Origin of the sequence: Burkholderia sp. AU4i (genome assembly GCF_000466765.1) — a bacterium.
In the GTDB taxonomy this organism is placed as follows: domain Bacteria; phylum Pseudomonadota; class Gammaproteobacteria; order Burkholderiales; family Burkholderiaceae; genus Burkholderia; species Burkholderia cepacia.
This window is the reverse complement of sequence record NZ_ASSI01000406.1, coordinates 1-573: the sequence shown is the minus strand read 5'-3', so window position 1 is coordinate 573 and position 573 is coordinate 1. Positions and strand designations below refer to the sequence as shown.

Below are 573 nucleotides of genomic sequence, written 5' to 3'. Positions count from 1 at the left end.
CGCCCTGACGGCGCCCGGCCGCGCTCAGGACTGCTGCGCGCGCACCTTCTTCAGCAATGCGGTGGTCGAGCGGTCGTGCTCGAACGGAATCGCCAGCGCACGGCCGCCCCAGCCGCGCACGAGCGCCGATTCCGGCAGCACGTCCATGTCGTAGTCGCCGCCCTTCACGAGGATGTCCGGACGGACGGCCTCGATCAGCGACACCGGCGTCTTTTCCCCGAACGTCACGACCCAGTCGACGCTTTCCAGCGCCGCGAGCAGTGCCGCGCGGTCCTCCTCGCGATTGATCGGCCGGTCGTCGCCCTTGCCGAGCATGCGCACCGACGCATCGCTGTTCACGCCGACGATCAGGCACGCGCCGAGCGCTTTCGCGTCGGCGAGATACGTGACGTGGCCGCGGTGCAGGATGTCGAATACGCCGTTGGTGAACACGACGGGCGACGGCAGCGACGCGCGCAGCGCGACGAGGGCATCACGGGTGATCAGCTTGCGTTCGAAGGTGGCGGACATGATGGAGGTCGGACGGAATGAGCAACGGCGCGCGCGACGGCGGCGCCAGATAAAAAGCCCGCC

The 573-nt window shown here is 68.9% G+C and carries 1 protein-coding gene; it reads right to left on the bottom strand.

What is annotated here, in order from left to right; all coding sequences use genetic code 11:
- Positions 1-24: 24 nt before the first annotated feature.
- Positions 25-510 carry a D-glycero-beta-D-manno-heptose 1-phosphate adenylyltransferase gene (gene rfaE2, locus L810_RS43065; RefSeq protein WP_021164346.1) on the bottom strand — a complete coding sequence of 162 codons (486 nt, stop codon included), beginning with the start codon at positions 508-510 and terminating at the stop codon, positions 25-27.
- Between the last annotated feature and the right edge of the window lie 63 nt (positions 511-573).

What these genes read in the sequence shown, in the direction of transcription:
- rfaE2 (WP_021164346.1), bottom strand. Translation starts at nt 510, where the DNA reads ATGTCCGCCACCTTCGAACGCAAGCTGATCACCCGTGATGCCCTCGTC.